General features: G+C 56.8%; 22 protein-coding genes and 1 pseudogene. 6 read left to right on the top strand and 17 right to left on the bottom strand.

The window, feature by feature from the left end; all coding sequences use genetic code 11:
* Positions 1-106 precede the first annotated feature (106 nt).
* The 6 genes from AS026_RS24065 to AS026_RS24040 all read right to left on the bottom strand — a co-directional run bounded on the left by AS026_RS24065 (position 107) and on the right by AS026_RS24040 (position 6738).
* Positions 107-565: a ProQ/FINO family protein gene (locus AS026_RS24065; protein ID WP_062372052.1), complete on the bottom strand. Its 459-nt coding sequence runs from the start codon at positions 563-565 to the stop codon at positions 107-109.
* 188 nt (positions 566-753) lie between these two features.
* Positions 754-1308, bottom strand: a complete 555-nt coding sequence (locus AS026_RS24060) for a response regulator (protein ID WP_245307608.1) — start codon at positions 1306-1308, stop codon at positions 754-756.
* Positions 1309-1713: 405 nt separating this feature from the next.
* Complete coding sequence (locus AS026_RS24055; RefSeq protein ID WP_062372049.1) at positions 1714-4344, bottom strand: autotransporter family protein; 2631 nt, start codon at positions 4342-4344, stop codon at positions 1714-1716.
* Between the two features lie 319 nt (positions 4345-4663).
* Positions 4664-5218 (bottom strand): OmpA family protein, encoded by a 555-nt coding sequence (locus tag AS026_RS24050; protein ID WP_062372047.1) that lies wholly within the window; start codon positions 5216-5218, stop codon positions 4664-4666.
* Entirely contained in the window at positions 5215-5892 is a 678-nt protein-coding gene (locus AS026_RS24045; protein WP_062372103.1) for a L,D-transpeptidase, read from the bottom strand. Before AS026_RS24045 ends, AS026_RS24050 begins: the two co-directional genes overlap by 4 nt.
* A gap of 132 nt (positions 5893-6024) precedes the next feature.
* Entirely contained in the window at positions 6025-6738 is a 714-nt protein-coding gene (locus AS026_RS24040) for a hypothetical protein (protein ID WP_082728590.1), read from the bottom strand.
* Positions 6739-7181: 443 nt separating this feature from the next.
* Here AS026_RS24040 and AS026_RS24030 point away from each other — a divergent pair, with 443 nt between their 5' ends.
* The 4 genes from AS026_RS24030 to AS026_RS24015 all read left to right on the top strand — a co-directional run bounded on the left by AS026_RS24030 (position 7182) and on the right by AS026_RS24015 (position 13419).
* The gene (locus tag AS026_RS24030) at positions 7182-8372 is read left to right on the top strand and encodes a porin (RefSeq protein ID WP_082728589.1); all 1191 of its coding nucleotides are present in this window, start codon (positions 7182-7184) and stop codon (positions 8370-8372) included.
* A 592-nt stretch (positions 8373-8964) separates the two neighbouring features.
* A complete protein-coding gene (locus AS026_RS24025; RefSeq protein WP_062372037.1) occupies positions 8965-11559 on the top strand; it encodes a bifunctional diguanylate cyclase/phosphodiesterase in 2595 nt (864 codons plus the stop codon).
* Between the two features lie 174 nt (positions 11560-11733).
* The gene (locus AS026_RS24020) at positions 11734-12048 is read left to right on the top strand and encodes an ASCH domain-containing protein (protein WP_062372035.1); all 315 of its coding nucleotides are present in this window, start codon (positions 11734-11736) and stop codon (positions 12046-12048) included.
* 204 nt (positions 12049-12252) lie between these two features.
* Positions 12253-13419, top strand: a complete 1167-nt coding sequence (locus AS026_RS24015; RefSeq protein ID WP_062372033.1) for an amidohydrolase — start codon at positions 12253-12255, stop codon at positions 13417-13419.
* Between the two features lie 203 nt (positions 13420-13622).
* On the opposite strand, the gene AS026_RS43625 is transcribed toward AS026_RS24015, so the two are convergent.
* The 6 genes from AS026_RS43625 to AS026_RS23985 form a co-directional block, all read right to left on the bottom strand.
* A complete protein-coding gene (locus AS026_RS43625) occupies positions 13623-13850 on the bottom strand; it encodes a hypothetical protein (protein WP_062372030.1) in 228 nt (75 codons plus the stop codon).
* A gap of 61 nt (positions 13851-13911) precedes the next feature.
* On the bottom strand, positions 13912-14121 hold the full coding sequence (locus AS026_RS24005) for a hypothetical protein (protein ID WP_245307607.1): 210 nt from the start codon (positions 14119-14121) through the stop codon (positions 13912-13914).
* Complete coding sequence (locus AS026_RS24000) at positions 14121-14306, bottom strand: hypothetical protein (RefSeq protein WP_062372027.1); 186 nt, start codon at positions 14304-14306, stop codon at positions 14121-14123. Before AS026_RS24000 ends, AS026_RS24005 begins: the two co-directional genes overlap by 1 nt.
* Before the next feature lie 734 nt (positions 14307-15040).
* Complete coding sequence (locus AS026_RS23995) at positions 15041-15475, bottom strand: pyridoxamine 5'-phosphate oxidase family protein (RefSeq protein ID WP_062372025.1); 435 nt, start codon at positions 15473-15475, stop codon at positions 15041-15043.
* 380 nt (positions 15476-15855) lie between these two features.
* Positions 15856-17082: an HlyD family secretion protein gene (locus tag AS026_RS23990; protein ID WP_062372022.1), complete on the bottom strand. Its 1227-nt coding sequence runs from the start codon at positions 17080-17082 to the stop codon at positions 15856-15858.
* Positions 17083-17085: 3 nt separating this feature from the next.
* Positions 17086-17517: a hypothetical protein gene (locus tag AS026_RS23985; RefSeq protein ID WP_062372020.1), complete on the bottom strand. Its 432-nt coding sequence runs from the start codon at positions 17515-17517 to the stop codon at positions 17086-17088.
* A 218-nt stretch (positions 17518-17735) separates the two neighbouring features.
* On the opposite strand from AS026_RS23985, the gene AS026_RS23980 reads away from it, so the two are divergent.
* Positions 17736-18059 (top strand): hypothetical protein, encoded by a 324-nt coding sequence (locus AS026_RS23980; protein ID WP_062372017.1) that lies wholly within the window; start codon positions 17736-17738, stop codon positions 18057-18059.
* Positions 18060-18160: 101 nt separating this feature from the next.
* Here AS026_RS23980 and AS026_RS23975 read toward each other — a convergent pair.
* The 5 genes and pseudogenes from AS026_RS23975 to AS026_RS23955 all read right to left on the bottom strand — a co-directional run bounded on the left by AS026_RS23975 (position 18161) and on the right by AS026_RS23955 (position 20645).
* Positions 18161-18693 (bottom strand): annotated as a pseudogene (locus tag AS026_RS23975) (DUF4142 domain-containing protein).
* A gap of 185 nt (positions 18694-18878) precedes the next feature.
* On the bottom strand, positions 18879-19217 hold the full coding sequence (locus AS026_RS23970) for a hypothetical protein (protein ID WP_062372015.1): 339 nt from the start codon (positions 19215-19217) through the stop codon (positions 18879-18881).
* Between the two features lie 157 nt (positions 19218-19374).
* On the bottom strand, positions 19375-19575 hold the full coding sequence (locus AS026_RS23965) for a hypothetical protein (protein ID WP_062372013.1): 201 nt from the start codon (positions 19573-19575) through the stop codon (positions 19375-19377).
* A 160-nt stretch (positions 19576-19735) separates the two neighbouring features.
* A complete protein-coding gene (locus tag AS026_RS23960; protein ID WP_062372011.1) occupies positions 19736-20194 on the bottom strand; it encodes a response regulator in 459 nt (152 codons plus the stop codon).
* 124 nt (positions 20195-20318) lie between these two features.
* Positions 20319-20645, bottom strand: a complete 327-nt coding sequence (locus AS026_RS23955) for a hypothetical protein (protein ID WP_063805943.1) — start codon at positions 20643-20645, stop codon at positions 20319-20321.
* 251 nt (positions 20646-20896) lie between these two features.
* Between AS026_RS23955 and AS026_RS23950 the strand changes: the two genes are divergently transcribed.
* Positions 20897-21139, top strand: a complete 243-nt coding sequence (locus AS026_RS23950; RefSeq protein ID WP_062372008.1) for a hypothetical protein — start codon at positions 20897-20899, stop codon at positions 21137-21139.
* The last annotated feature ends 138 nt before the right edge of the window (positions 21140-21277 follow it).

The following is a 21277-nucleotide window of genomic DNA, read 5'->3' as shown; positions in this document are numbered from 1 at the left end:
CAATCACCGTCGTCCTCAACAACAAGCGTGCTGCCATCAATTTTGCCCCGTTTATTCATCAATGTCGGTTCAATGCTGCAAGAGCGGAGCTTCGCCAAGACAGTGGCTAAGTTGGGCGCCTGGCGAGCAAACCGGCACGGATACGGTCTACCTTCGAGGGGAGAGAGGGAGTGATGTCGGCGTCAGGGTCGAGCTGCAAATCGGATCCTTTGATACGCTGATAGCGTGCCTGAGCGGACAGACGATCTGCAGTGGAGACAGGTTCGATCGGTTTGCCCTGGAGATCAAAACGCATTGAGTCCGGTTGTGCAGTCGCAAAGAAATATCGCTTCGAATGGATGTACGCTCCGGTCGCTTTCCTAAGCGTCGTAACGGAGATATCCGGCTTCAACAGTAGACGGACCTCGTTCCAAAGACCGACTGCAAACGGTTTGATCGGATCGCCGATCGTCGCAGGCAAAACATCAATGGGCTGGCGCAGCAGCGCGTTGATATCTCCTGCCTTGGCAAGATCGGACTCGTTGGCCGCAATCGGTCCACGACTGTAAGTCCACGGCTTGGTCATCGAATGTCACCTCTGGCTTCGTCCTAGTGGGCGATCGTGAAGCGAGTTTGACAAACGAGACGTCCGCTTCACGGCTTCAGTTGGGAAAGGATCAAGGCGCAGTCAAGATCGATGCGGTGCAAGCAAGGCAAGGCATTTCAGTATCCAGCCAAACCTCGGCGTCAGCCCCGTCAATGGGCCTTAGGAAGTCAATTCGTTCCCACGCCAATGACGTCGGCATGGCGCGACTGAGGCCCAAGGACTGGGATCTCTCTGTCCAATTCCAACAGCAGCCTGAAGCAGACGATGGCATCATCCAGGCGGTAAGGCTTCTTCAGGAAACGGCAGCGGCGAGGAAGGCTCGATTGCCTGAGGCTGACGATCCCTGATGTGATGACGATCGCAATGTCCGGCCAGTCACGGTGAATTTGAACCGCCAAGGCGACACCGTCCACATTGCCAGGAATGTTAATCGCCGTGAACACCAGTGCGATATCACCGTGGCGATCGAGACATCGCAAGGCCCCGTCACCAGTTTCAGCTTCAATCGCGCGAAAGCCCGCGGCCCCGATAGCTGCAACCATCGAAGTGCGCAGGATTGCGTCTGCCTCTACGACGAGAATCCTGTGCGAATCTTCTTTCCCGGTTGCTGACTGCTGCAAGGCCACCTCCTTGTCCGGAGCTGGATTTAAACACGATTGATGCGTTGCAACAATATGCTGCCGCATCGCACTTTGCAAAGTCAGTCGGCCGTTGGAGCGCAATCGGCTTGCGGAGCCCTCGTCCCGCCACCGAACGCGTTTTCGAGATGATAGTCTCGTCTTCAGGCCGACGCTGGGCGTCGCGCAGGATATGGATCGAGTCCTGTCCTGTATGCCGACACCTACGCATCTTTGGCTTCTATTGGGCACTCGGGCAGGCTATCCCCGCTGCATTGATCGGCAACGCATCCGCGATCTGATCGAGATGCACCCGGACGCTGCAGCGAGGCGGGAAATGAGCCAAGTTTGTCCGGTCTTTCCCGCTCGCCGGGTCAATGCAAGGTGTCCGGTCTGGCCGGAAGCGAAATTGTTGCCGCTCGCCCGTTTGCTGGCGCACAGTGGCATCCACGGCAGCTTGCGGCGGCAACACGGGAAATTTCATTCCACTCGTGTCATGTTGATCAGCTGCTACCAGACGATCCTCAACCCGACGCGCCCGGAAACGGCGCTGAAGTCTTCGCCCCCAAGGTTGAAATAATAGGATGCATTGGCATAGACCCGCACGTTCTCGGAGAGATCCGCCGTCGCACCTCCGCCCAGTTCCAACATTGTCGCCTTGCGCGTGGCGTCGACCGGAAGTGTGTTGAAGGTTACGACATCTGTCGTTTCGAATTCGTGCCAGAGGTTGGCGAGCAAGAAAGGCGACACTGGCTTGCCTTCGTAGTCGTAGTCGCCCTGTAGTCGCAAGCCCACGCGGCCAGTGAATGCGTCGTTGTTGTCGTAGTTGATCGTACCACCAGGGTCGTGAGCCTCATCGAAATTCAGGTACTGCCAGATAATTTGTCCTTGCGGCTCGATACTCCAATGATCTGTTGCTGTGAACCGAGTTCCTGCCTCCAACGAAGCTGTGACCGCATTGCCGTTGAAGCTGCTGTCATATCCACCTATCGAGTGGGTGTCGGTGTCCAGCCATGAATTCATCAGGACGCCATCAATATAGCTGCCATTGTCCCATGTGCGGGTCCAGTAAGCGGCAAGGCTATAGGCATCGATCGACAGATCGCCGACGTGGATGCTGTTGAGATTCAGCGCGTCCCCAGTGATGTCGCCCCACGCACGAGAATAGCCGGCAAAGACGCCGAACGTATCCAGCACGCCCTTGCCCTCGCGCTCGTAGAACGGTGCCCCAATTTCGAAGCCCAACGCCTGCCCATCGTACGTTTCGTCGAGCAGGCGGGTTAGATCCTGATCGTAGCTCTCGCCAAAGACGCGCGTCCAGACTGCGTTGCCAGCCTCCTCACGGGCCATCCAATCCTGCTCGCCGTGGCGCTCGTGGAAGGTGCCGAGCGTCGTCCTGAGTAGGCCGCGTGACACTGCTGGAACGACCGTCATGATCGGAACCTCGGGTCGGATCGTCGGGCCGGGATCGAAGGTTCCCGGATCGCCGCCATCTCCGTCAAGGTCGTCGCCATCGTCACCGTCGCCACCGCCGCCATTGTCGCCACCGCCGTTGTCGCCACCACCGCCGTCGTCACCCGACTCGTTGCGCAGATACCAGTTGTTTACCGTGCCCGGCACAGACGAGCCCTTGTACAGCAGATACTCGTAGATCCCCGCGCTGACTCGGCGACTTAGAAAGAATGATCCGTTCGCGGTCGTGGCCCCATTGATCGCCTCGACAACCAAGATCCCCTGGTCCGTCTCGTCACCGGCGCCGCCGACATTCGTTTCGACAATTCCAGTCGATCCAGACGCCGTTCCTGAATCGATCACGAGCTTGTCTGCCGCCGAGCTGTCGTTGCCAAGCGTGCTCTGGAGCCACACCTGACCAGAATTGCCGACGTAGTTGCCGACAATCTTGAGCGAGTCCGAGGTGGAGTTCGAACCGGTTGTGAGGTCGATTACACCGGCGTTGGTTACAGTCACACGTGCGCCTGCGGTCGCTGGCGAAATCGTGGACTGGAAGCCGCTGCCATTCAGCACGCTGGTCGAGTCGATCCTCAGTGCGCCGCTGCTGGTACCGCTATCACCGAGGACAAGATTGTTGTTCATCTTGAGGGTCGAGCCCTGCTCGAGCGAGATCAGTTCCCAGTTGATCAACCGGTTCGGATTGCTTCCCTGAGTATTTTGCCAGGTCAGTGTATCGCTACCCTGACCGCCATTGATCTGGATCGTCTTCAACTGCGTATCGGTGAGCCCCTGGAACACCGCCACATCGTTAGCATCGCCCATGTCGATTCCGCCAATCAGACCGCCGGTCCAGAGCATCGAATCGTTATCGGCTCCGGCATTGAGAAATCCCGTGACTTCGCCGCCCGACAACTCGAAGCGGTCTGTGCCTGCGGATTGGTTGACCGATGTGTTCACCCGGCCGCCCAGCATCTGAAAAAGATCATTGCCGGCGCGTTGATCGACGGTGCCATTGATTACGCCCGGATTGTAATTGACGATGGTGTCGTTACCGGTGCCGAGCAGCGTATTGCTCTGAATGGTGCCGTAGTTGTCGATGCGGGTCTGGCTTGCACCGTTGATGAAGACGCCATTGTTGATGAAGGATCCTGCATTGTTCAGGATTGTCGTCGTGCCATCGCCATTGACCGTGATGCCCGGGTTCAATGTGCCGTTGTTGGTAATCGTGTTGTTGCTGTTGCCGGTGAACGAAAAGACCGAGTTGATGGAGGCGTTTGCGTTGTTGGTCACCGAGTAGGTGCCATTGCCGGTGATCACCAGACCGCTATTGATGTTGCCGGAATTTACGAAGGTGATGAAACCGTTGTTGTCGAGCGTGACGCTCTGCAGGTTTCCCGCGGTGGTCACGCCAAGAGTGCCGATATTTGAAAGGGTGAGCGGACCGTTGAAGTTGGTACCGGAGAGGATATCGACCGTGAGCGTGCCGAGGCTGGCGGTGCTGCTGTAGCCGGACGGATTGCCCGTGCAGGTCACCGTCTGACCGGAAGTGGGGCTTGCCGGATCGCAATCCGCGAACGCCGGCAGTGTGATGAAGAAGCTAAGGATGCCGACTAGGGGAGGAAGAGATCGTTTGCGGGGAGAAGGAAAAGATTTGCGACGGTACTTCGATGACCCATGCCATTTCCTCATACTGCGCTTCTCCGGATACGCGTTAAGGGATCCCCAGCAGTAGCTTCATCATTGTACAGCTCGACCTGATTGTGAAGCTTGGAAAAACACTTTGGAGCGAAAGCGTTTTGAACCGTGTTTGACTGTGACCTTTCGACCTCAGTACGCGCGTCTCAGGCGGCAGGGTAACGTCGAAAGTGGAATGACGGTTGAGGCCTGCCCCAAGGAAAGCAATGCAGGTTGCGTAGGCTGCCAATGCCATCGCATGCGCAACCAGAAAATAGCTGAAGCGTCGCGTTAGCGGTTGGTTCAGTTCGCTGTGCGCGCGATATTGTTAGGGTCAGACCGAGTCGCGCTCAGTACGAAGGTTGGATACAACGCGCCGGTTTTGCACCTTGCAGGAGCGGCTCGTGCAATCGCGGACCTCGCGATCGTTGCCGTAGCCCTTGGTCCATACGCGGCTGGCGTCCACGCCCTTCGAAACCAGATAGGCCATCACTGCATCGGCGCGTCGCTGTGAGAGTGTTGTCATTGCTGAAGCAGATCCGGAATCGTCGGCAAATCCCTGCAGCTTGACCAACCATTGCGGGTTGCTGTTGAGCCAGGTTGCCTGCTTATCCAACGTTGCCTTGGCGACTGTATCAAGCGTGGCAGAGTCCTGCGTAAAGTAGGTCCGTCTGCCGACATTCAGAATAAAGTCCTGTTCGCTTCCGGCCGCGACGTTCTCGAAGCCGGGCGCCGGATCGTTGGTCTGTCCGGTCATTGGCGCCACCGCAGGCTCCTCCACCTCGGCGATATCGGTGGTGCTGCAGGCGACAAGCGTCAAGAGAATGGCCGCAGCGACGAGAGGCCTCGAACATCCGACTAAAACAGACATCAGGGTGATACTCCTCATTCGACCGGAGTCGCTTGGTTCGCCTGAGTGGCATTTTGAGCTTGATCGGCAATGTGGGGCAGGACTTGTACCGCGGTGCCGATAGGGCACCGCTGATAAAGATCGATTGCATCTTCGTTGAACATGCGAATGCAGCCGCTGGAGGCATCCTTGCCGATACTGCCTGGCTCCAGAGTACCGTGGAAACGATAGCCGGTATCGACGCCGTCGCGAAGCAAATACATCGCACGCGGCCCAAGTGGGTTCTTCGGTGAACCTCCATCTACCGACTCGGGCAGCTCGGGGTGGCGTTGACGCATCTCCGGCGGCGGCGTCCAGCGCGGCCAAAGCGCCTTCTGGTCGATCGTGGCGCGGCCATACCATTTGAAGCCCTCGCGGCCGACACCGACGCCATAACGAATGGCCGTCTTGTTCTCCATGATCAGATAGAGAAAATGATGCGTCGTATCGACAACAACCGTACCAATCGGCTCGCTGCTGAAATATTTGACAACCTGACGGTGCCACTTCCTGTCGATCTTGGAAAAGTTCGTGCTTCGGAACGTCACACCGTTGTCGATACTGGTTCCGGAAAAATAGGAAGCGGTCGCAGCTAAAGTCGGCTTCTCGACCGTCGCCAAGGTTCCGACCGAAGCCAAACTGCCAAGCAAAATATCCCTGCGTGTCCACCTCATCGGCATCCCCCCGAAAGCCAAGCAGCGAGGCGCTCATGTAAAACAGATTTTTAGTGGCCGACAAGAATAAAAATGCATTGCTCTGCACTCGGTGGACTGACGCTACCGCCCTGTCCCAGTCGCATGCCGGACCTATCCTTGCCGAAGCACCCGCATGCCGGTCGATCTCATCTCATATTCGAAACGATCCTGAGAATAGACGCCGTGCTTCATAAAGAACCGCTTCGACGTCAGAAATTGCGGATCGCTCGACGGTTCGTATTTTCCCGACAAGGCTACAGCACCGTCTATCCGCACGGTGACGTCGAAGCTACCCTTGCCGTCGAAGGCCACCGTCACCGCGAGATCATACGTCGTTCCGTCACGTTTCAGCGGCTGCCCGTCGTAGATCGCGTTGCGCAGTCCCCAATTCTCGAAGCAGCCGCCCATCCCCTTTCCGCGGGTGTAGTCACTGTCGAACCGAAGCGTGTTGCCGCCGGTCCAGCGCAGGCTCATCGGCGGCGAGCAGCCCATCCGTTCGTCATGGACCTGGAAAAGGATGAAGTCGTTGTCCCCAGACGTCTTCATCGACACCTTCGTCTCGAATTCGTAGGTGATCCTGCTGGTCACCGAGATGTTTGTGGAGTTCAACTCCGCCCGCTGGTGGAATATTCCGCCGCTGCAATGGTTAGAGCTGTTGTGAAAGACGTAGGTGTCCTTGACATGTTTGATGGCGCCGGCATCTACGCCGCAGGACGTCTGCCAACCCAGGGAAACTGGTCGACCCTCCGCCGCCTTGCCGATGCTCGATTGAGTGCCAATAGTTGCAATGGCAACGGCAGTAAACGCCGCTACTGGTCGCTTCACGGTGGTCTCCATCGCGATCGGCTCAGAAAAGGATCAACCTTTTCTACCACTCGGCGCCCCGGACCGGAAGGTGCCGGGCGCAGGCAATACAGAGGACGTTCTTCACCGCCAGTGTATTTTAATCGCGACCAAGTCCGGCGCGCAAATCCCGACAGACGAACAGAAATCGCTGGGGGATATCCTTCCCGCCGTCGCGCTTGTCACAGGATTCGCATAGCACGGAACCACAACTGATAGAGGCATCGTAGTTTACGGTATCATACCGGAAATGGCTTGCATCTTCCTGCGTTGTCCGCTCACGTGGATCTATATGGAAACGTGAGTTCGGCAGCTACGGCGTGATTGCGATGGGGAAGACGAATCAGTAGATTGGCATTTGGCGTCCCTCGCGTGCAACGTTGACACTTATCCCATGCTGACGGAACGCCCGGGGGGACACGATGATGCGACGAGCTAAATACAGTGCTGTGCATGCGCCGATCTACTCTCTCCTTGCATTGTGTCTGCCGGCCGGAATCGCGCTAGGGCAGGAGGTCGCGAAACCGGCTCAGAAACCCTCTGAGACCAGCAAGGCGGAGGAGCGTTGGATCCCGAAACTGCGGCTCGGAGATGACAGCGCCTACCTGGAATTTTACGGCCAGATCAACAAAGGCTTGCTGGTTTACGACGACGGCGGTTCGACTGACAACTACTTCCCCGTCGATAACGGCAATTCTTCGACACGCGCCGGCTTTCGCTTTTACTCCAAGATGGAGAACAACTGGTCGGTGGGCGGAAATCTCGAATGGGAATGGACGCCCTATTCGACAACGAACGTCAATCAGCTCAACAAGGGCGACTACGATTGGGAGGCACAGCTTCTGCGAAAAGCAGAAGTCTATATGGAGTCGAAGGACTACGGGAAGTTCTGGTTCGGTCAGGGTAGCATGTCGTCTGATGGAAGCGCCGAAGTCGATTTGTCCGGTACCTCGGTCGTCGGCTATTCGCTTATCTCGGACATGGCCGGCGGACCGTTCCTCAGATTTGATGATGGAACGCTCTCTTCAATACGCGTCAAGGACGCTTTCACAAACTACGATGGTCTCGGCCGAAAACTGCGTTTCCGCTACGACACCCCCTCCTTCGGCGGATTCAGCGTGTCGTCGTCCTTCGGGACGCAAGTTGTACCTGAGCCGACTGACGTCGCTGTGTGGGACATTGCGTTGCGATACGACCAAACGATCGAGGACGTCAAAATCAGCGGCGCACTGGCGTTTTCGAGGCCGGGCGATGGCAATTCGATCTATGACGCCTCGGTTTCACTGTTACATCAGCCAACGGGCCTGAGCCTTACCCTTGCAGCCGGCTACTCGGACAAGGAAACCATCGATGGACACTACGGCTATGCCAAGGTTGGTTACCAGACGGATATCTTTGAAGTCGGCAAGACAGCCTTCTCCGTCGACGCCTATTTTGGTCGGGACATCAAGGGCAAGGGAACGGATAGCGACTCCTACGGTGTGCAAGTCGTACAGAATCTCGATTATTGGCAGACCGAGCTTTTTGTCGGCGCACGCACATATTCGTACGACGACGAAGTCGCAAGTGTCCAAGACAGTTATGCTGTGCTCGCAGGCGCCAGACTGAAATTTTAGCGATATCGCACGCTCGCCGTTCGAGCGCGTCCGGCTCAAAGCGGCTAAGAGCTGCGCGGTTGGATCCAGCGGTCTCGAAACTCTATGATGTTAAGCAAAGATCCGGTGCTTGAACGTCATCAAGCGCAACATGCACAGACGAGTTGCGCTTAATGTCCGGTAGCTGCGATCGATAGGCGCGACTTACGGATTCCCACGTCAGCAAAAACGCGTCAGATCCGAGGGCTGACCCGGAACGTGACAGCCGAACTTGGCCGGCGATCATCGCTGGTTACAAGGTCGCCCGTGCAAATAGGTTGGTTCAACGCGGACGTTACTATTGTCGCAAGCCAACTATCCCCCTATCGGCCCGGTCTTGTCCCTCAAGACCCAGTTGGCCGGTCCCCGCGTGCAGCATTTTGCAACTAAGTTCGCTGTACTACATTGAATGCTGTACTTGGTTTCAAGTGTTCGGATACGCGGGCACTCCCTTCTACTTTTAGCATCGTTCAGACAAAGAGCGGGCAACTGCGGTACTGAAAAAGCATAACTATTTTTAACCCGTCATTTGTACTTGTGCCGTAGCGTGTCGCTCAAGCTGAGCGAGGATGGCATGCACGGTCTGGGCAATGATGTGGCTAATTTTTCCGGTCGAGATTTCATTCGGCGTATCGTCTATCCCATGGCGGCAGTCATGGTTGTGGCAATCATGGTCGTGACCGCCGTCCTTGTCTTGTCGGCACGCCAACAAAACAAGCTGGAAGTCGAAGCGTCCACGAGACTTGCGACAACCGCACTCCAAGTAAAGGCCCGAGAGGTCGGACGGGATCTGCGCAACTATACCATTCGTCAGGATGTTTACGAAAACGTCAGCAGGAGCGGCAACATTGCCTGGGCCGCGACGGACGGGAATATCGGCCCGAATATTTACAAGGACCTCGGCTACGAACTGGTATTTGCCGTCGCCCCAGGCAACCGCACGATCTATGGGCTGATCGATGGAGAGCCGAAGGATGTCGACGCGCTGAAAGTGATGCCACGCGGACTTCGGGATCTTCTGAATGTCGCCTCCATTCAGGCCGACCCAACGACAAGCTTGATCAAGTCCGGGAGCGATATCTATGTGGTGGCGGCAAATGGAATACTTCCGCCCTCCATTGACCGTTCGAACGTAAAGCCAAGAGACCTCACCATGTTGGTTTTCGCCGAACGACTGGACCAGAAGTTTCTCGATCGGATGGGACGCGACTACCTGCTGTCCGATCTGAAAATCTCGCTTGATCGAGTGGACGATGCCGAGGCCTCGATCCCACTCCTGACTCAGGATCGCGTTTTCCTCGGAACGATCTCCTGGTCTCCGCCAAAACCTGGCGAGCAGCTCCTTCGCTTCATCTTGCCACCACTCGGCATCGCCCTTGTCGTGCTCGCGGCATTTGCCGTTCTGGTGGTCAGAAATGCTCGCCGTTCGACCTCGGCTCTGGAGGCCTCGGCGAAAACTGTCGAAGCCTATGCACAGACGCTCAAAGAAAGTGAAATCAGGTTCAAGGACGTCGCTGAAGCCTCCTCTGACTGGATATGGGAAAGTGATGAGGATCTCCGACTGGTATACTTCTCGACGCGCTTCAGCGACGTGACGGGACTTTCGCCAGAAGCCATTCTCGGCAAGACGTTCGAACAATTCTTCTCCAGCGACTCGGATGGAGATGGCTGGAGGCAACTGGCAGGTAGCAGCGATCAGCGCGCCTTCCGGGATCTGCGTTGTGCTTATCGCGACGCCAACGGCAATGGGCGCATTTGCCGGCTGGCGGGGCGCCCGATCGTTGCTTCGTCAGGAAAGTTCCTGGGTTTTCGAGGAACGGCGACTGATATCACCGAGGAGGTGGAAGCCCAGGAGCGAGCCAGCCATCTTGCCCATCATGACGCACTCACGGGACTACCCAACAGAGCGCTCTTTCGCGAACGGCTGAACATCGCACTAGCCGCGACCGCGGAACAGACTGCACGCGTGGCAATCATCTGTCTCGACCTCGATCACTTCAAGGAAGTAAATGATACGCTCGGACATGGGGCAGGGGATCTGCTTCTCCAGCAGTTGTCGAACCGACTGCTCGGATGCGTGCGCAAGCACGATACGGTCACCCGTCTCGGTGGCGACGAGTTTGCAATCATTCAAATGGGCGTTGCTCAACCCCTTGAAGCGGAGGAACTTAGCCGAAAGCTGATCGACGTGGTGCGCGCACCCTTTACGATCGAAGGGCAGGATCTGCACGTTGGTGTCAGCATCGGCATCGCCATTGCAGACGCCACAGAGACCGATCCCGAGCGCCTGTTGAAGAATGCCGACATTGCTCTTTACAGAGCCAAGCAGAGCGGGCGTGCTACCTACCGGATATTCGAAGCGCAAATGGACGCCGAACTCCAGCAGCGCAAGGCATTGGAATACGACCTCAGGCAGGCGGTTCTAAAGGACGAGCTGGAAGTCCACTATCAGCCCCTCATCGATATCGGGAAGCGTCAAGTCGCTGCCGTGGAAGCGCTGGTAAGGTGGCGTCATCCAGCCCGCGGCTTGGTATCGCCTGCCGATTTCATACCGTTGGCCGAAGAGACTGGCCTCATCGTTTCGATCGGCGAGTGGGTTCTCGAGACGGCCTGCCGCCAGGTGCTCGATTGGCAAAACCTTCGAGTTGCGGTCAATCTCTCTCCGGTCCAGTTCCGAAACAGGGAGTTGGTTGAAACCGTCCGCCAGGTTCTGGTGCGGACCGGTTTGGCGCCGGAACGGCTCGAACTTGAAATCACAGAAAGCGTGCTGATCAATGATGCGTCGGCTGCGCTCGAGATCCTCAACGGTCTGAAGAACCTCGGCGTGAAGATCGCCATGGACGATTTTGGAACCGGTTATTCGTCACTGGGCTATCTGAATTCGTTTCCGTTCGACAAGATCAAGATAGACAAATCCTTCATCGGCGACATGGACAGCAAGGACAAGTCCGGGGCCATTGTGAAATCCGTGATCGGCCTGGGGCAGAGCTTGAACATGGTTACGACAGCCGAAGGCGTCGAGACACCGGAGCAAGCGGAGTTCCTGAGGCAAGAGGGTTGCGACCAGGTCCAAGGTTATTATTTCAGCAAACCCGTGACAGCGCCCGAACTGTCCACGTTCATCGAGCGATGGGATGGCGCCAGAGCCTGGGGCGACGTCGCTGCCTGACCGAGTGTATCGGCGGCAAAAGTTTCCCCGCACGTTCCAATAGTCAATCTGGAGGCGCGCATAGCAGCTATTCGGCTTTTGCGTTTGCCTCACATTCCTGTTTGCTTATTTTGCATCTCCCGCCAGGTCTGCGTTGCCTGGCTTTGGTCCGAGGTAGAGATAATCGGAGGCATGATGCAAAACATGATTGTCGCGGACAATCACATGGCGTCCGTTGAAAACGGCACCAAGACGATTGCGGTTCGCGTTGGATACTGCACGGTTAAGCCGGGGCCCCTCGAGATCAGATCCGCGAGTGGATGTTGGCCAACGACCCCGGTGCACGTCGTTTCCGTCCAGAGGAAATCGATCTCGGCACTGAGTTCGGACGAGCTCAGCCAAAGCGGTTTTTCCAACGTCAATACACTGGTCAAGCAGCTACAGCCCGCTCATCCCTGTCTTTCGACAGATTCCGATGTCACCGTGATCAATTGGAAGGTGGCTAGTTAGCGGTCAATTTGCGGGGGATCCCCGAGACGTTCCGATCAGTGCGTCCGGCGTCGAGGTTTCAGTCGCATGGGCGTGGAGGAGGCCCCCCTCTCGACGCAATGGCGTGCCCTTGCCAGTCCAAGCAATACAGAGCCGCGGCTTCTGGCTTGAAATGCGAGCGTTTCTTGTGACAGAACGCTGGGGAAATCACGAAGGAAGCCGAACGTGAAACTGGACATCGAAGCTGTCGCCGAAGAGGCCAAGACTTGGCGCCGCCATATACATCAAAACCCGGAACTGCTTTTCGACTTGCCTGAGACGGCGGCCTTCGTTGCAAAGAAACTAAATGAGTTCGGTTGCGATGAGGTTGTCACGGGGATCGCGAAGTCGGGTGTCGTGGCCGTCATCAACGGCTCAAGAGGTCCGGGCAAAACGCTTGGCTTTCGCTGCGACATGGATGCTCTTCCCATGTCGGAGCAAACCAATCTGCCTTACGCATCAAAAGTGCCGAACCGCATGCATGCCTGCGGTCATGATGGCCACACTGCAATGCTGCTTGCTGCGGCGAAGTGCCTGGCCGCAAGCCGCGATTTTCCAGGTGCGATCGTGTTGATCTTCCAGCCCGCCGAGGAAGGCGGTGGCGGTGCCCGCGTCATGATTGAGGAAGGTCTCCTGGAGCGCTTCGGGATCGAAGAAGTCTACGGTATGCATAATGAGCCAGGCGTCGATGTTGGTTCATTCGCCATACGCAGCGGTCCTTTCATGGCAGGCGCCGACCGGTTCCTGGTGACGATCAACGGCAAGGGGGGACATGCGGCATCCCCGAACCTCACCCGGGACCCGGTGTTGGTAAGTGCGCATATGATCACCGCGCTGCAGTCGATTGCGTCCCGGTATACCGATCCCTTCGATCCGGTTGTCGTGTCGGTCACCTTCATGAACGGAGGCAACGACCAGGCTCTTAACGTGATTCCTGCATCCGTTAAGATAGGCGGCACAATTCGAACAATGCAGCCTGAAACGCGCAAGGCAGTCGAGCAACGCTTCCGCGATATCGTGGGGATGGCAGCCAGGCTCTTCGAAACGGAGGCGGAGATCACCTGGATTCCAGGATATCCGGTTACCGTCAACGACGAGGAGAAGACCCGCGTGGCCGTGTCGGCTGCCGCCAACGTCGTAGGGGCGGGTCGTGTCGAGACGGCCTATGCGCCATCGATGGGGGCTGAAGACTTCTCATACATGCTTGAGCAACGCCCGGGCGCCATCATTCTTGTCGGGAATGGAGACAGTGCCTACCTTCATCACCCTGCATACAATTTCGACGATAGAGCAATCATATACGGCGTCAAATATTGGTTGTCGTTGGCAAATCAGGAGCTCGGGCGCCTTTAGCGTCACGAAGGTCGTGTCAGACGTGCAAACAAAAAGGCCGGCACCTCCCTCGGCGCCGACCTCTCGTAATCTGCCTCAACAACAACTGCCAGTACATCCGTGGTCAGCCGTCAGAGACATGATGGGTTGAATGTAAACTTTTGCGGAGAAGCGTCAAGTACAGCTTACGGAGCATGCTGCCGCCGCATGACGCGGTCGAGCTGTCACCAGTATCCAGCAAAAGCCAGAATGAACGCGCCAATCGCAATAACTGCCAATGCTGGCCAGTTTTTGGAGATACCAAGGAACCTCAGACCCTGGCCCCGTGGTTCGAGCGTGCGGCCACCATCCAACGTTCGATGCGGATCACTCAGCCGTCTATCCAGCGTTGGCCGGAAAAGGACGAGTGTTCCGGCGACAACAAGAGCTGCGCCAATCAAGATTGCCCACATCACCGCCTCCGCGATCTAGGGGACCGTGTATGGCTAAACCTGATCCAGGCTTGATTGTTCCTTAATCTGTATCGGGGAGGATGATCGAAGCCTCTGCCAGTTTTTCCCGCGCAACGCGTTCCAACGCGGCTCCTTCGCGCTCGCCTTGCTTCCAAAGTGCCAACAGCAATGTGGCGATCTGAAGTACTGCTTTCCTGTCCCTGGCAATTCCATTCTCGCGACAGATCGTCTTGAGGACAGCATTCACGACGGAGAAATCGACACGGTCCATTAGCCACCCGCGCCGGGAGGAACGTCGTTCGTCAGAAGTTCCTTACGCTTGCACGTATCTTCGGCAGCCGCGTCGATCAATGCGCCAGCCTGCTGCGTAAGCCCCACCCCCGCTCCGCGAGATCCAAAATAGGCGCCATCGAGGGCGGCCAAACCAGCCGAAGTATTAGTCGCGGCGTTCTTCATGATTTTCTCCACGTCGCCTGCGCTGGCCTTCTTTCGACTGAACTGCGCGCCGAGAGCTTTGCAACAGTGCCAGGCCCACTTGGCCGATGCCGAGTAACGGGGGCGCCGCGGTATGGTGGTAAAGCAGTGAGATCGAAGTGGTTCAAGGTTGCAAATTTCGCTTACGCGTCCTCTGTGAGAAAATTCAAAAAGCAAAGCCCGACGGACGGGGTCGTCGGGCTTTTTTGCATGGACCTACAGACGGTGTGGACTTGACAGCAGAACGCTGCATTTCGAGAATTAGCGCTATGCCCGAAAGTTTCAAGCGCGTCCAGATGCCCATTCAGGACCTCGGTCTGCATGTTGTGGAAGTAGGAGGGAGGTTCAAGAGAGGGCGAGAACCTCCCCCTGCACTTCTGAAGAGAACTCCTCTGCGGCGGGGATCCGCATGATTGGAGTTAGGCCTTTACCTTTGTCTTTTCCCTAAGGTTTCGACATTCCTAATATACGCTTACCCGCAGAAGCGGTCCATTTGCTCAAAAGCATTAAGTCCCCGGTGGAAACTTGCCCGAAAATTTCGAACAGGTGGAATTAGGCACTGACGTCGACGTCACTGAAGAGCGGAAAGGTCGAACAGGGCAGTTCAGCCATCTATTCTCCTTCCCTTGTGCCGAAAGAGTGTGGATGCAATAGCCCGCTTTTCCAGATGGGAACCCTTGGCGAAGGGCGAAGCCTCTGTCGGAGCTTAGTCTCAGTCACGCCTCGATGACACCGTTGTCTTCGCCATCCCAATATTTTAGCCGGTCCGCATGAACTTTGATCAGAAGAAGTCCCGGGGTCTCAACGCCTTGTGGAAACCAGCGTTCCAGATCTTTCACCCAGTGGTCAGCGAATATGCCGCGATCGCGGACAAGTGACGCTTTGCCCTCAATCGAGATGAACATGCCGGGCCTGCCGAGGATGCTCGGCGCTTCGCAAAAGGCGAGCGTCACGCAAGGATCGCGATCGATGTCAGTGATTTTTGAGGTGTTGTCATAAGAAAAGAAATAGCTATCGCCATCATACTCGGTGTCTCCATTGTTGCTCATGGGGCGATTTGCGATTGCTCCGCTCGATGTCTTCGTCGACATCATGCAAAAATCGATCTTGCGCATCTTTTCGGATAAATCGGCGAGTGACTTGCCTGCCATTTCAAAACTCCTATGCAGAGCTGCGGATGGGCGGATCTTTGTCCGTGAGATGGAAACGGTCGTTGTAGAAAAAGGTTCGCCGCCACTGAGGAAAGGAGTGCCGAGAGCCTTCGCTCGTCTGCTCCTGCAGCGGCCACACAATATGATTGTGCGCACTACCGGCGCCGCCGTGTAGCCGCATCGTTCAACAGCTTGTTCCTGCGGTTGATAGTGCGGCCGCGCTCCTGCCGGGTTCTGTAAATGCTGTCCAAGCCCGCCGGAGTTGGCCCATCCCGAGCTACAGGTCGAACGGATTCCTCGTCTGCCATCCTTCGCCGGGCGGCAGGGGGGCGGCGGAACCCCCGATTGTCTGCCGCTCCGGCATGCGGGATCGATGAGACTTAATGGCCCTGCAAAACAAGGGTCTGTACCGGCAGCAACAGCGCTTGCAGCCGTAAGATCATCGCGTGGACGAGCCCGACAGTGTCCACGACATGCAGGAAGATCGAGCGCAGGGTGCCGATGTTCTTGTCGGCAAGCGCATCATGGTTATTCGTGTAGGCGTTGGCGATGCAGCTGCTTCCCGGGGGAACGCCGTTGAGGCCGCCGGTAAAGAGTGGCTCCATGAAGACGGTCAGGGTCCCAGGCTGCGATACCTGCCGGACGTCGAGCAGTTGGTCCGTCGGCCGATATTGACCTGCGGCGATGACGTCCTGAACCTCGGTTACAACCATCGGAATGATGGTGAACGGCCGGCCGATGCAAGTCGCCTCGGCAATCATTCCCGTCTTCAACACCTGCGCCTCGATCTGTCCGAAGCCGGCGATCAGGACGTTTTTGCCCGCACTTTCTGGGACCAGGATACCGGCGGGACGAAGCAGGGGGTTGACCACGTCGCCGCGACGCAGCGCAAATTGCTGCACTGTCCCGGTGACGCCGGCCCTGACGACGGTCTTGTCGAGATCGACCTGCGCCTGTTTTTCGGCCGCCTCAGCGCTCGCCTTCTGAGCCGGCAGAAGTTCTTCGATCTGCGTTTGCAAGGTCTGCTTTTTGGCGATGTCTGAATCGAGCGCACCCTTTCGACTTTCGATGTTGGTTTCAAGCCTTTCAACCTCGCGCCTGGCCACGGCGTCGTTCTTCAAGAGCTGCGCCTTCATCTCGTATTCGTCGACGGCCGTTTGGTAGTCTCCCTGGGCTTGCTTGATCTCGCCGTCGGCGCTTGCGAGCTCGCTCTGAGCCACTTTCATTGCGGCGTCGACTTCGGCGATCTTGCGCCTGGACGCATCGAGTGCGGCCTGCTGGGTGTCACTGTTGAGCCTGAACAACGGATCCCCGGCCTGGACCCTCTGGTTGATCCCGACATAAACCTCTTCCACGCGCCCGCCTGTTTCCGGCAGAATTGTTACGGTGCGGAATATGGCGGTGACATTCGACGTCGATGGATGGAAGTAGAAGATCATGGTGATCAGCGAGATCGTCAGCAGGAGACAAGCAGAAATGCCCCAGCGCAGCTCGTACCACACGCTATAGAGGGTGATTTCGCGGCCGATCCGCTTTCCTTGGCCGTAGCGTCGGTAGAGATAGTCTGGAAAGATCGTCAGCAGGGAACACAGGAGTAGTTCGAACATGGCTCAGATGCCCTCTCCGTCGGAGTCCACCTTCGATTCTGACACGATCGGTTCTTCTCGAACCAGCGCCGGATCTCCGGTCGACTGAACGTCACGGCCGGAAAGTTTCCCCAGCGACCGGGCAATAGAGTAGAGCGGTGTCGAGAAGTCCGGAAATTCGATGAAAGCCAGCAAGAGACCGGCAATCCAGAAAAGATGGTTGTGCGTGAACAGCGAAATCAGACCCAGCACCGCCACGATTTCCAGCTGGATCTTGCTGGTCTTATGCGCCATTCGCTCTGGAAGCGCATGTAGCTGAAAATAGAGATTGCCAATAAGGAGAACCATGACCAGGAGAAAGATTGCGACCGCCACGAAAAGATAGTCGGTCTGCCCAGGTGCGGTAATGAAGACTGGCAGGTGCTCAATCGCGGCAGGATGGATTGCTTGGTCCATGTCGGAAGTTCCATCAAAGGATCGTTGTTCCTGTCGTACAGGTAGAGACATAGCAAATTCCAGCGAAGCGCTGAACAGGGAATTTTTCGACCACGACCGACGGTGTTTTCCGGAACTTTCTGGCTGGTCTGTTCCTCGCGTTCGCAGACCACTCCAGGCGCCATGTGGCTCTAATGCCGGCGGAGGTCTAAGATGGAGCGGGCGCAGGGGACGGAGCCATGAAATACTTTACGATGGCCGACTACGTGATCGAAGGCGTCTTCGACACCATGAAAGAGGCTCTTGCCGACGTCGAATGTCGCAAAGCGCTTGGCTACACTGCCCGTATCAAATTGATACCGGAGGACACGCCGGAAGTCCGCGAGGAACTGGCTAAGGAGCAGAGGCGGTGCTACGAAGAGGCGGAGCAATTGGCGAATGGGCAGATCAAGATAGCGCAACGCCGAATAATGCAGCGTAAGGCACAAGCCAAGGCAAACAAGATCGGGCTCGGGTTTGGGATGTTCACCGGCGTCACCGTCCTGATTTTCATTTTGCTCTAGACGGATACTGAGCGGCTTCGTCCAGCAACTTGACCACGCGCGGTTCTGGAAAAGTCGGTCGTGGACCAATAACAGCGCAGCGCCCGGCGTGGGCCGCCAGGCTATTTGTTCAGGTCTTTGGCCATCTGCAAATGGTGCACCAGCGCAGGGCGAGTGGCTTGCGCCCATGCTTTCAGGTCGGGATTGTCCCCCTCTTCGCCATACCGCTTGAAAAGATCGACGGCGTCTTCATGCGCTTCTGCCTGGTCCGAGTGGTATTGCTTCGTAAATTCCGCACCGGAAAGCCCCTTCAGGGTATTCAACTTGTCCATCTGCGTTAATGTCATCGCGGTGGGAAGCAATGCCTTGACTTTGCCGCCGACAACAAGACCCTTCAACTCGTCCGTGGTCTTCTGGTGATCCGTGATCATTTGTTCGGCGAAGGATTTTGTCGCCGCGTCGGAGGTTCAACGGCAAGCTTGCTTGATTCAATCTCGAACATGTCGCTGGTCGCGGCCACGGTCACGAAATCTTCCGTCTTTGGAGCAACGCCGATCAGCGAATTCACACCCGATTTTTCTGCGGCCGATTGTGCAAAGGCTGGCGCCACGGTGAAAGCAGCGAGTACAAAGGACAGGGTGGCGGCGGTCTTCATGGACGATATCCTTAAGTCTGTTGGCTAGACATCGGTTTGCCTTGAATTCAGACCCCTGTTGCTCGGCGCGCCAGCGATCATTCTTGATGTTCAAGACAATGGTCTCACGCAAAAGCCTATATATCAGTCGGTTTCGGGCGTCTGACGAAGGCCGCATGACAGCCTCCGTCAGCCGAGTGCTGATGCTATTGATTGTCAGGGCAGGCTTCGCTCACCGAAGCCCCACCGCTGCCGCCCTGGGTGGCAACCGAGCCGGGAGCTGACTGCGGCGGGCAGCGGGAACGATCGACAGTTCCCGTCGAATTGGTGTTACCGCCACTCGTGCTGTTGGTGGCGCCCGGGTCAATGACCGTCGGGGTGCTGGTGCCGGTTCGTGTCTGCGTATCACCGCTTGCACCGCCGCCTGCGTCCTCGCCAGTCGTCTTGTCGCCAGCCATGTTATTGGGAACGGGATTGGACTGAGCGAATGCTGATGTTGCCATTCCGACGGAAAGGACGGTTATGGCCAGAATTTTCAATCGCATGGATAGTCTCCTCGTGGTGTTTATGATCACGAGGTCGGAACCTTAAGAAGAAGGTGTTGTTCCCTGCGGCCAGCAATTTTATCTGGGCGACTGCAACTGACCGGTGAGTGTGGGCCGGCCAATTTCATAGGGTTGCGACAGTATCTCCGCCCAAGGCTTAGCCGCTTGGCGCCAGAATATGAGCGATGAACTCGAAGTCCTCGGGCGAATGGTGTTGGTCGCTGCCCGGGACAATCACGCTGAAGAATTCCGGGGTAGGGCCGAAGACCGACGATACTTGTACGACTTGGAGAGTTCCATCGTCCGCCGACTTCGCCCGAACCCAGTAATGTTCATCGGCAATCAAACCGTCGATCATGTTTCCTCCCTCTAGGCATAGCATACCTAGCGCAAAGCGCAGGAGCGAAAATGCATCGTTCGGGATCGTACAGAAGCCCTTGACGGATTCTTGGTTTTCTATCCTGACATTTTTCAGGAGCGATGCTCGGAAGGGGGATGTCAGGCGCCACCTTTGGTCGTCAGTCGTGACGGATACCACCTCGATCGCCCGATCTGGCAGCCGGGCCTGAAATTCCGGCCGCCAATGGAGTGGAACTGGCGACCACTTCACGAGAACTGGTAATCGAAACCGCAAGAGCGACCAATATGTCGTCTTCAGCAACTTGGTTGCTTACGCAGAGGCAACCGAGGAATCGAGAAGGCAGATCCCGGCCACGCCGGCTCGTGAAAATGAAGGGGATGCCACGTTCCACAAGTCTATCGGCGAAAGAAAAAACTCGCAATGCATCGAGATTGATACCGAGCACCGCGGCGTCGATATGTGCCTCATCGAGGGCTTTGAAACCCTCTCGCAGGTCATCAAAGGGTCCCACGACCTCGCTTCCCTGACTACGAAGTGCCGAACCCAAGGCTCCGGCCTGCGGGTAATTCCTGTCCATCACCAGCACATATTTGCCCAGTAGGTCGGCAAACAACATGGTCGGCTCCTCCACCAAACGTTGCCATACTATTCACCCTGACTTTGCCTTGCAGGTCAATCAGCAATCCCTAAAGTAATGGAGAGGTCTGACAGCGTACCGTTCCCATCGGGAGAGCTCTAGCTCATCCGCCGACACCAGGAGGAGCGTCGTTTTCCAGGAATTCCTTATACTGCACAGTCTGGGTAACGTTGACGTCGATTGCGGCGGACGGCTTTGCCATGAGCCGCACGCCCGGGCCCCCGTCGACGGATCCTTCGCCAAACACCATGACGCCTGCTGCAGCAATTGCATCGGCGATTGCCCGAGCCGACGGGGTGTCAGGAAGGAGACCCTGTTGTGCTTCCATTCCATTGACGATCGCGACAGAAATTCCGGCAGCTTCAGCCAGATCCTCCGGGCGCCATCGCAAGAGCGCTCGTGCTGCCCCAATTTGCTCACCTGAGATCATCCCAAACTCCGAAGTTGCGGGCGGTTGGCAACCGCGATCCTGGACGGGTAATCGTCCATGCGCGATTGCCCATGTCTTGCATCACGTCGTGGACTGATAAACCGCAGCCGATGGCCTATTGTTCCCGTGTCCTGCATCGTGGCGCCGCCTCGGAAAATGGTGTCGATCCGGGCGCAGCGGAACTTTGGACCGCCGCGCGGGTTAGGCCCGAATTAGTCCGCCCCTTCCGGATCACGAGAGTTGGACGCCCTATGTCAGAGAAAATCCTTGCCGCGCCCGTTGATGACCTTGCCCGTCGCCTTGGGGCGATGATCGATGACGAACTGTTTGCTGTCATGGAACTGCTCGAAAAGGCAAGCGAGAACCCTCAGCAACGGGATCTCGACGAAGTCCTGGCGAGAATTGCGCTGACGGAAAGCGAAATTGAGAAGCGGTATCCAGGAATGCTTCTGCTTCCTTATCGCGATTGGAAGCAGCAAAAGGCCGCTTCCTGATCAATCCCACCCTGAAATCTTTGTACCATAGCGTACGCTCAACGGCATCCGGTCAAGAAATACACCTCCTTGGCGCCGATACAGCCTATCGGTTTGATAGCGCACATAGAATTTCCTTTCCAGCGCGCTAGTTACGCG

The sequence above is a fragment of the Rhizobium altiplani genome, assembly GCF_001542405.1.
Classification (GTDB): domain Bacteria; phylum Pseudomonadota; class Alphaproteobacteria; order Rhizobiales; family Rhizobiaceae; genus Rhizobium; species Rhizobium altiplani.
This window is presented reverse-complemented; position numbering and strand designations above follow the sequence as displayed.

Coding starts and splice junctions, on each gene's coding strand:
- AS026_RS24030 (WP_082728589.1), top strand. CDS start 7,182: ATGCGACGAGCTAAATACAGTGCTGTGCATGCGCCGATCTACTCTCTC.
- AS026_RS24050 (WP_062372047.1), bottom strand. CDS start 5,218: ATGAGGAGTATCACCCTGATGTCTGTTTTAGTCGGATGTTCGAGGCCT.
- AS026_RS43625 (WP_062372030.1), bottom strand. CDS start 13,850: ATGTGGGCAATCTTGATTGGCGCAGCTCTTGTTGTCGCCGGAACACTC.
- AS026_RS24005 (WP_245307607.1), bottom strand. CDS start 14,121: ATGGACCGTGTCGATTTCTCCGTCGTGAATGCTGTCCTCAAGACGATC.
- AS026_RS23955 (WP_063805943.1), bottom strand. CDS start 20,645: ATGATCTCAGGTGAGCAAATTGGGGCAGCACGAGCGCTCTTGCGATGG.
- AS026_RS23980 (WP_062372017.1), top strand. CDS start 17,736: ATGAAATACTTTACGATGGCCGACTACGTGATCGAAGGCGTCTTCGAC.
- AS026_RS23970 (WP_062372015.1), bottom strand. CDS start 19,217: ATGCGATTGAAAATTCTGGCCATAACCGTCCTTTCCGTCGGAATGGCA.
- AS026_RS24020 (WP_062372035.1), top strand. CDS start 11,734: ATGCAAAACATGATTGTCGCGGACAATCACATGGCGTCCGTTGAAAAC.
- AS026_RS23950 (WP_062372008.1), top strand. CDS start 20,897: ATGTCAGAGAAAATCCTTGCCGCGCCCGTTGATGACCTTGCCCGTCGC.
- AS026_RS24025 (WP_062372037.1), top strand. CDS start 8,965: ATGCACGGTCTGGGCAATGATGTGGCTAATTTTTCCGGTCGAGATTTC.
- AS026_RS24065 (WP_062372052.1), bottom strand. CDS start 565: ATGACCAAGCCGTGGACTTACAGTCGTGGACCGATTGCGGCCAACGAG.
- AS026_RS23995 (WP_062372025.1), bottom strand. CDS start 15,475: ATGGCAGGCAAGTCACTCGCCGATTTATCCGAAAAGATGCGCAAGATC.
- AS026_RS23960 (WP_062372011.1), bottom strand. CDS start 20,194: ATGTTGTTTGCCGACCTACTGGGCAAATATGTGCTGGTGATGGACAGG.
- AS026_RS23985 (WP_062372020.1), bottom strand. CDS start 17,517: ATGGACCAAGCAATCCATCCTGCCGCGATTGAGCACCTGCCAGTCTTC.
- AS026_RS24000 (WP_062372027.1), bottom strand. CDS start 14,306: ATGAAGAACGCCGCGACTAATACTTCGGCTGGTTTGGCCGCCCTCGAT.
- AS026_RS23990 (WP_062372022.1), bottom strand. CDS start 17,082: ATGTTCGAACTACTCCTGTGTTCCCTGCTGACGATCTTTCCAGACTAT.
- AS026_RS24055 (WP_062372049.1), bottom strand. CDS start 4,344: ATGAGGAAATGGCATGGGTCATCGAAGTACCGTCGCAAATCTTTTCCT.
- AS026_RS24045 (WP_062372103.1), bottom strand. CDS start 5,892: ATGAGGTGGACACGCAGGGATATTTTGCTTGGCAGTTTGGCTTCGGTC.
- AS026_RS23965 (WP_062372013.1), bottom strand. CDS start 19,575: ATGATCGACGGTTTGATTGCCGATGAACATTACTGGGTTCGGGCGAAG.